Source organism: Porphyrobacter sp. AAP60, assembly GCF_001296025.1.
GTDB lineage: Bacteria > Pseudomonadota > Alphaproteobacteria > Sphingomonadales > Sphingomonadaceae > Erythrobacter.
The window spans coordinates 30,596-39,345 of record NZ_LJHV01000015.1; the positions used below are offsets into that span (position 1 = coordinate 30,596).

Sequence of the window (8,750 nt, forward strand, 5' to 3'; positions counted from 1 at the left end):
GATGACTGCATTCACCTATGCCGAAATGACCACCCGCAACCGCGGCTTCGTGACCGAAGCGGAACAGGCGCGGCTGCGCGAAGCCTGCGCATTCATCCCCGGCGTCGGCGGCATGGGCGGCGCGGCTTTCATGGCGCTGGTGCGGGCGGGCGTGGGCCGCTTTGTCATCGCCGATATCGACGTGTTCGAGGTATCGAACCTCAACCGCCAGCTGTTCGCCCGCGCCGATACCATTGGCGAATTGAAGGCCGAAGCCGCCGCAAGGCTGGCGCTGGAAATCAATCCCGAATTGCAGATCGAAGTGCTGGGCGCGGAGTGGACCGAGCGCCTGCCCGATATCCTCCCCCGCGCCGATATCGCGATCAACGGCACCGATGATGCGGCGGCGGGCGCTGAATATTACCGTCAGTGCCGCAGCCATGGCCGCACGCTGATTGATGCCTATGCCTCACCCCTGCCGTCTGTCACAGTGGTGCGCCCCCAAGATCCGCGGCTGGAGGAACGGCTGGCCTATCCCACCATCGGTGTGCCGTGGCAGGCCATCACCAAGGACATGGGCGTGGAGTGCCTGATGCGCGAGATCGAATATGTCCTCGTCCATTCCTCCAGCCACAAATATGTCGATCTGGATGTCGCGGGCGAGGTCGCTTCGGGCAAGCGGTCACGCTTCAGCTTTTCGACCATGGTGACGATGGCGGGCACGATGATGGCGGAAGAAGCGATCCGGGTGATCCTGAACCGCCCCGGCGGCACCGATTATCGCGGCTATTTCTTCAACGCGCATGCGATGAAGGCCGAACGTCCGCTGCCCGCGCCTTTGGCGGCGGTGAAGCGGATGGTGGTGAAACGCTTCATGGCAAAGCTGCTGGCGGAATGACCGCAATCGGCGCCTTGCTGACCGCGATCGGCCTGCTCGCCGCGCTGGTGGCGCGGGCGGGCGTGGCGGCGGCAGCGCGCGGAGGCGGGGTGGCAGGGCACCTGCGGCGGTTGCTGACCCTGATCGCGCTGCTGCTGGGGCTGCGGCTGGCGCAGGTCGCCCTCCCCTCCCCCGTGATCGTCGCCTGCACCATGGTGGTCGCCGCCTGGCTGCCGCTTGCCACCTTGCGACTGGCCGAGGAGTTGGTGCGCCGTCACGCGGCCCGCTGGCTGAAGCTGGCGGCGCTGGCCGGAGCGATCGGATTTTCGGTGCTTTCGGTCACCTTCGGGCTGGTGTGGACCGGGCCTGCGGTCGTCGCGCTGGCGCTGTTTCAGGCGGTGGTGATGGCCGCAGTGCTGCTCCACCTTGTCAGCCAGCGCACCGCCGTTTCGCTCGCCGAGCGGCGGGCGGCAGATATGCTCGCCCTTGCCTTCGCGCTGGCCGTACCGCTGCTGGCAACGGATTTCGAACGGCTGTTCCCCGACCTCCCGTTCCGCGGCGGGCCGTTTGCCGCGCTGGTCTTCGTGCTTGCCTGTTCTCGGCTGGCGGGCGAGGCGAGCCGGCCTTTGCGGTTGCTGGGCGATCTGGCGATTGCAGCGGGCGCGGGCGGGATTGTGGCGCTGGGGGCATGGCTGGCCAGCGCGACCGCTCCCGTCGCCCTCGCCCTGACCGCAACCGCCACCGCTGCTGCCGCGCTGGCATTGCTGGCAGAACGCTTCGCCGATCCTGCCAGCCGCGATGAGGGCCTGCTGCCCCGCATCGCGAACGCCGCGCCGGATGAAGCCGCGATCCTGGCCGCGCATCCCTTGCTGGCGAGCGGTATCCCCGTCACCGCCGCAGCCCTTGCCGATCTGCCCGATGATCTGATCGCAGCCCTCGCCGCCATGCCGGTCGTGTGTGCGGGCGAAGGCGGTATGAACGGCACGCTGACCGGCGCCGCGCACGAATTGCTGGGCCGCTACGGGGCGAGCCACCTGCTGCGTCTCTCCGCCAACCCGCCGCGCTTCCTTGCGGTGTCGGGCGGCGCGCTCGATACCGATCGCCTGACAGGCGAGCTTACCATCATCGCCCGGCTGCTGGAGCGTGCCGCATGACCCTGACATTGCATGAAGGCAACGTGCGCGCCTTTTTCGATGCGCCGTTCAATGCCTATCCGCCCGAAATCGGCTATGTCTCGCCATTGAAGGGCGATATCGAAAAGATGCTCGATCCGGCGAAGAATCCGCTGTGGCTGGCAGGCAATCCTTACCGCTTCTGGACCGTGCACCGCGGGGCCAAGCCGATGGGGCGGATCATCGCCCACATGCACCGCGCTTCGAACCAGCGGTGGGGCTGGAACCGGATGCAGTTCGGCTTTTTCGATTGCGCTGACGACCGCCAAGCCGGGCAGATGTTGCTGGATGCGGCAGAAGGCTTTGCCCGCGAACATGGCACGGCGGAACTGGTCGGCAATTTCAACCTCACCGCGATGCAGCAATGCGGGGTGATGACCGGAGGGTTCGGCGAACAGGCCTACACCGACATGATCGTGGGCGCGCCGTGGCTGCCGGACATGCTGACGGCAGCGGGCTTTGCTCCGTTCTTTCCGATGACCACTTTCGAAGTGGATTTGCGCAAGGCCAAACCCGTCCCGCCCGCGCTTGACCCGGCGCGGTTCACCTTCGCGCCGATCAGGAAGAGCACCTTCCCCGAGCGAATGGAGGAAGCGCGGCTGCTGCTGAATGATGGCTTCCACGATAACCCGATGTTCGTGCCGCTGACGGCAGATGAGTTCCAGTTTCAGGCGGGCGAACTCAGCACCATCCTCGATCCGCGCCTGTCATCGGTGCTGAAGCGCGATGGCGAGCCGGTGGGCGTGATCATCGCCATCCCCGATCTCAACGGCTTTCTGAAAGCCACCCGTTCACGCTTCGGCATCACAACGCCGTGGCATTTCCTGCGTTACCGCATGAACCGCAAGCGTGCGGTGATCATCTTCTATTCGGTTGCCCGCGCTGCCCACAGCCAGGGTATCATGGGGGCGATGCTGGCCCATACGCTGGAACGGGTGCGCGGCGCGGGATACGAAACCGTCGGCGGCACGTGGATCGCGGATGAAAACCCCGCGAGCCTGCGGCAGGTCGAGAAAATGGACGGTCGCGGACTGCACAAGCTCAATCTCTTCCGCAAGGCGCTGGCATGAGTGCCGAGGTGCTGCGGCGGGTGGTTGGCGCGGCGTCGGCCTCGCCCAGCGTCCACAATGTCCAGCCTGCGCGCTGGCGGATCGATGGCGATACGCTGGTGCTGCTGGAGGACACATCACGGCGGCTGGCGGTGGGCGATCCGCAGGGCAATGACGCCGCAATCAGTCTTGGCGCGGCGGCCGAGGGCGCGGCGATTGCCGCCTCTGGCGAAGGGCTGGCAACGCGGGTGGAGCGGATTGACGGTGAAGACGGGGACTTCCGTAAGGTCGCTCGCCTCACTTTCGCGCCCGGCGCTGCTCCCGATCCGCTGCTGCCTGTGCTGGAGATGCGGGCCTCGTGGCGGGGCAGCTTTCTTGCCCCCACCGCGCAGGATCGCACTGCTGCCGCGGCGCTGGCAGGCGCGGATTGCACCATCATCACCGATCCCGCCGCCATCGCAGCCGTCGCCGCCGCCTACGACGCGGCGAGCTATGCGATCATGCGCGCACCTGGCTTCCGCGCCGAACTGACCCACTGGATGCGGTTGAAGCGCAGCCACCCCGATTGGGCGCGTGACGGGCTGAATGCGGCGGCGATGCAATTGTCCGGCGTTGAAGCGCTGGCGGCAGGCGCGGTGCTTGGCCCGCTGTTCCGCCCGCTCGCTGCCGTGGGCCTTGCGCCTGCGCTGCTGGCCGAGGCCAAGGGCTTTGGCAAAGCAGTCGGGGTAGCGCTGTTCCACCGGCCCGCAGTTGAAGACCCGTTCGATAGCGGGCGCGCATTCCACCGCCTGTGGCTGGCGATTGATGCCGCCGGCTTTGGCGCGAATGTTCTGGCTGCGGTCGCCGATCATCACGAAACCGCAAGCGCGCTATGCCGCGATAACGGCGTACCCGTAGGTCACCGGCTGATCAGCGCCTTCCGCATCGGGCGGCGCGGCGGCCAGCCCTTCCCCCGCGCCCGCCTGCCGCTGGGCGAGGTGCTTGTCAGTTAGAGCAGCTTGAGAAACGCGATCAGCGCCTGCCGGTCCGCCGCAGGCAGATCGCTGCCATATTCATGCCCGCCATTGCCCAGCCCGGGCTGGCGCGTATCCACCCATTGCGGCGTCGCAATAGGCCGATAGCCTGCCGGATAGCGCCCCTCCGCCGTCAGCCGAATACCCATGCTGTCCCAGTCAAGCGCATGGCCGCCCACCATGAAGCGTCGCGGGCGCAGCTTGGGATCGAGCAGCGCGGCAAGGCTCGGCACCGCGCCATTGTGCAGATAAGGCGCGGAGGCCCACACCCCGGCGAGCGGCGGTGCAGCGTAGCCACCGCTATCCTGCACACGGATCGCATCACGATAGGCAGATGCGCGAATAGCCTCGGCAAGCGCCGGATCGAGCACCTCCAGACGCAGGCGATCAGTGCCGACATCGCCGATCCAGTCGGGGTAATCGGTCAACAGCGGCGCGCCATCGTTCCAGTCGAAGCTGCCATGGCACGCCGCGCAGCCCTTCGCATAGATACCCGCCCCGCGCTGCGCCTGCGCCAGATCGACCGGGCCGGGAAAGGGCTGCGGGCGGTATTGCGCAAGCCAGCCGAAGATTGCCCGCGCTTCGGGAATATGGCGCTGTGCCTCTTCCGGCTTCACGCCCATGCTGGGGACGGTGAAAAAGCTCGTGATCGCCGCCAGCTCTGCCGCATCGGCCTTGCCCGAAGGGGTGGCATAGGCGCCATCGGCCAGCAAGCGGCTGCGGCGGTGGCGCAAACCAAGATCGGGGATCGAGACAAAGCCGCGCTCTCCCGCTCCGCCGCCGATCAGGGGTGTTCCGCTCTGGAACTTCAATGCCGCGACGCCGTTGGTCGCCCCCGGCAATCCGTTGGGGAATGTCAAGGCCCGTTCCGCCGCGCCGTAATCCTTCAGCCGCCGCTGCGCCAACGGCAGCACGATCCAGCGCAGGGACGCCCGCTCTTGCCAGCCCATTTCGGGAAACAGCGTATCAGCAGCCGCCAGCAGCGCCGGATCGGCTGCGTGGCGGTTCAGCGCGGCGAAGATCGCCTGCGTGTAGCTTTCCAGATCGAGCGAGGTGTTCGCCATCCCCGGAACGGCGCGGGCCGTGTCAGGCAAGCCGTCGGGCGCATAGGCAACCCCGGCATGGCACGCCGCGCAGCCGAGATTGGCAACTTCGATCCGTACGCCGCCCACCGGAGCGATAAAGCCATGGGTCATCCCCAGCGGTTTTTCACTGAAAGCAGGCACGGCGGGCAAATCCGTGCCGTCCAGCCGTGCAGGGTAGAGGAACCCGAAACGCCGCATCACTTTGCGCAAGGTGGCGGCATCAGTGGCGGCGGCAGGATCGCGTGTCTGTTCGTCCAGCACCAGCGCTGCGGCAGTCAGCTTCCACGGGATCGCATTGGTTTCCAGCGCGCCGAGCGATATCCCGCCAAAGCCTGCGCCGATAAACGCCGCCGCGCCCATGGTCGTTTCTGGCGCAGCCGGGTTCAGAGCGGGCCGCGCCAGCGACGCACCATCATGCCGCGCGCCCACCACCGCATATCCGCCGAGCGCCAGCACCGCGGCGAGAACGGCTGCGCCAGCAATGCGGAAAGCGCGTCTGCCCGTTGCCATCGGTACCCGTTTGATCCGGCGGCGCGGGATAATCAAGCCCGGCCTGGTCCTGCGGCCCCCGCCTTTCAGGCAGCGATCCCGGCAGGTTGGCTGACCAGAGCAGCCAGTTCGTCGGCTGGCAGGGGGTGGCTGACAAAATAGCCCTGGGCATAGTCGCAGCCGATGGCCTTCAGGAAGGCAAGGCAGGCCGCGTCCTCTATCCCCTCGGCCACCACCTTGATGTCAAGCTCGTGCGCCAGCTGCACGGTTGACCGCACCAGCATCGCATCCCCGCGATCAATGTGGGCGTGCTGCACAAAGCTGCGGTCGATCTTCAACTCGGTCACCGGCAGCAGTTTGAGGTAGTTGAGCGTCGATTGCCCGGTGCCGTAATCGTCCATCGAGATATTGATGCCTGCTGCGCGGAACGTCTCCAGCACAGCGATGGCCTTTTCGGTATCTTCGAACTGGGCGCTTTCGGTCACTTCGAAGGTCAGTCGCTGCGCCGGAACCCCTGCGCGCGCCACCAGTGCCAGCGCCTTGGCGGCAAAACTGTCCGATGTCAGCAGCCCGGCCGAAATGTTGACCGCCACGCCGATCACAAGATCCTGTTCGCACCATTTGCGCATATCCGCGATCGCGATCGCCAGCACACCCAGCGTCAAATCGTCGATCCGGCCCGATTCCTCGATTACCGGGATGAAGAAATCGGGTGGCAACATCCCGCGCACCGGGTGGCGCCACCGCACCAGCGCCTCGACAGCATCGATGCGGCCGGTCGCAAGGTTCTGTTTCGGCTGGTAAAACGCCATGATATCGCCATCGCGCAGCGCATCATCCAGTTCGCCCAGCAGCGAGAAGTGCTCCGCCGCTGTCTCGCCCTCGCCATCGGCATGAAAGCGCCATGGCTTGCCCGTTCGCTTGGCCTGCGCTGCCGCGTGGGCCGCGTTGGACGTAGCGCCTGGCGCCCCGGCAGCGGCGACCCCGAAGGTAAAGGACACGCCCAATTTGCGACCGGCCACTTCGAAGGGGCTGCGCATGATCGCCCTGAGCCCGGCCATCACCGGTTCCAGCTCGTTCATCTCCAGCGGCGTGCGCCATACCAGAGTGCGGTCTTCGATGCGGTAAACCGTTGTCGCCGAGGCCGCGACAGTCAGGCGTTCCACCAGGCGGCGCAGCAGTTCGCCGACGTTTTCCGCCCCCACAGCCAGCTTGAGCGCGTCGAAATCGTCGATCTGCGCGGCGATGACATAGCGATCGCCCCCGGTTTCGCGCTGCGCATCCAGCGCCAGCCGGTTGGGCAGGCCGCTTTCGGCGTCCATCCGGCGGCCGAGTTCGGCAAAGCGATTGGTAAGGATTGCCAGACGCAAGACAGCGGCCGCGCCAATCAGGGTCAACGCCGGGATGACTTCAAACCACACCGCACCCAATACCCGCGCCGCAATCCACACCGCCAGCAGCGCGATCGTTCCGGCCGCAGCGCGTTGCACCACCCACAGACGCCGGCGCGCGCCGCTGAATAGCAAAGCGACAATTGTCGCCAGACCCAGCGGTGCAACCCATCCGCCATAGGTGGGAACGGCAGCGCCAAGCGTTTCTGCAGCCAACGCCTGCACGATCACGCCATGGATCACCCCGTGGCGCGGCACCAGGTACCGATCGCCCGTTTCCACCGCTGTCGCTCCGACGATCACGTCCTTGTCTCTTAGCGCTTCAGGCCGAAACATGCCGCGTTCGATGGCGATAAAGCTGTGCCGCGGGATAGATGCGGGATCGACCGCGTAATCGATCGGGAAGCTCGGACCCACTACGCCGGAGCGTCCGGCAACGAAGGCTGCAATCGATGGCCGGGCAGTGCTGGCGGTGATGGTGCCCAGCGGCATCCGCCGCAAAAAGCCGTCACGGTCGGGAGAAATCGAAACCGAAGCGAGATAGGCCTCGGCGCGCAGCGGAGCGATGGGAAGGGTATCAAGCTCGCGCACCTGATTGAAACCGACTTTCTGGGCAAAGGTCGGCAGCGCCACAGTGGCTTGGGCAGCGGCAATGGCGTCGCCGAAAGCGCGATCCTTGGCCGGATCGGAGGCCCCGGAAAAATCGACATCGAAACTGATGGATCGCACGCCAGCTGCATCAAGCTGATCGACGAGCCGCGCATAGTGATCGCGCGGCCATGGCCAGCTCTGGATCGCGGCCATGCTGGCTGCATCCATTTCAACCACATGCACCTGCCCCGAAGCAGGCCGGTCGAGCACGGAAAAGGACAGTTCATCGAGCCGGTGCCCGGCCCCGCGAAACGATCCCGCCACCGCCGCCAGCGCCACCAGCACGGCAAGCGCGAGCGTGCCTGCAGCTCTCAACCAAAGCGAATCCGGCAGTTCCGGAAGAGAAGTCCGAAAAGAACTCAAGAGCCGATGCCTACCGGTTCACGGGTTCAGCGAACGACCGCGGGAAGCAGGCGCAGCATCCCGCATTCCATCGGCAGGGCCAAAGTTGCGGGGCGCGTCAACAGCGCCGCCGCCGATCAGACTCGCATTGCCTTCATCGCCTCCCATGATGTCGAACTTCGGGTTGGCAAAACGCGCATCATCAAGGCTGAGACCAAAACCGCTATTGCCGGTGCCAGTGCCGTTGCCGTTCCCGCCACCATTGCCGTTCCCGTTCCCGTTACCGTTCCCGTTACCGTTACCGTTCCCGTTTCCGCCGCCGTTGCCGCCGTCGTTGCCGTTTCCGCCGCCATTGCCGTTGCCGTTGCCGTTGTTGCCTTTGCCGTTGCCGCGGTCGCCGTCGTCATCGCGATCACCATCATCGTCGCGATCACCATCATCGTCGCGGTCACCATCATCGTCGCGGCCATTGCCATTGCCGTCGCCGTCGTCATCGCGATCAGCATCATCGTCGCGGTCACCATCATCGTCGCGGCCATTGCCATTGCCGCCGCCATTGTCATCCGCGCCGCCATTACCGTTATTGCCGTCGCTGTTGCCGTTCCCGTTGCCGTTGCCGTTGTTGCCGTCGCCGTTCCCGCCGCCGTTGCCATTCCCGTTGCCGTTATTGCCGTCGCCGTTCCCGCCGCCGTTGCCATTCCC

General features: G+C 66.1%; 7 protein-coding genes. 5 read left to right on the plus strand and 2 right to left on the minus strand.

Annotation, left to right across the window (positions count from 1 at the left end):
* Nucleotide 1: 1 nt before the first annotated feature.
* The 4 genes from IP79_RS12340 to IP79_RS12355 are packed head-to-tail and all read left to right on the plus strand — an operon-like array spanning nt 2 to nt 4,069.
* The gene (locus IP79_RS12340) at nt 2-877 is read left to right on the plus strand and encodes a HesA/MoeB/ThiF family protein (protein ID WP_054119611.1); all 876 of its coding nucleotides are present in this window, start codon (nt 2-4) and stop codon (nt 875-877) included.
* Nucleotides 874-2,010, plus strand: coding sequence for a hypothetical protein (locus IP79_RS12345; protein ID WP_054119612.1), 1,137 nt, complete (start codon nt 874-876; stop codon nt 2,008-2,010). The genes IP79_RS12340 and IP79_RS12345 overlap by 4 nt, the downstream gene beginning before the upstream one ends.
* Nucleotides 2,007-3,098 (plus strand): GNAT family N-acetyltransferase, encoded by a 1,092-nt coding sequence (locus IP79_RS12350; RefSeq protein ID WP_054119613.1) that lies wholly within the window; start codon nt 2,007-2,009, stop codon nt 3,096-3,098. Before IP79_RS12345 ends, IP79_RS12350 begins: the two co-directional genes overlap by 4 nt.
* Entirely contained in the window at nt 3,095-4,069 is a 975-nt protein-coding gene (locus IP79_RS12355; RefSeq protein ID WP_054119614.1) for a hypothetical protein, read from the plus strand. The genes IP79_RS12350 and IP79_RS12355 overlap by 4 nt, the downstream gene beginning before the upstream one ends.
* Here the strand turns inward: IP79_RS12355 and IP79_RS12360 are convergent.
* Both IP79_RS12360 and IP79_RS12365 read right to left on the minus strand, forming a co-directional pair.
* Nucleotides 4,066-5,685 carry a hypothetical protein gene (locus IP79_RS12360; RefSeq protein WP_054119615.1) on the minus strand — a complete coding sequence of 540 codons (1,620 nt, stop codon included), beginning with the start codon at nt 5,683-5,685 and terminating at the stop codon, nt 4,066-4,068. The genes IP79_RS12355 and IP79_RS12360 overlap by 4 nt on opposite strands.
* A gap of 65 nt (nt 5,686-5,750) precedes the next feature.
* The gene (locus IP79_RS12365) at nt 5,751-8,021 is read right to left on the minus strand and encodes a putative bifunctional diguanylate cyclase/phosphodiesterase (protein ID WP_054119616.1); all 2,271 of its coding nucleotides are present in this window, start codon (nt 8,019-8,021) and stop codon (nt 5,751-5,753) included.
* Nucleotides 8,022-8,075: 54 nt separating this feature from the next.
* On the opposite strand from IP79_RS12365, the gene IP79_RS15545 reads away from it, so the two are divergent.
* Nucleotides 8,076-8,750: hypothetical protein (locus tag IP79_RS15545; RefSeq protein ID WP_197273813.1), on the plus strand; the 675-nt coding region annotated here is incomplete at its 3' end.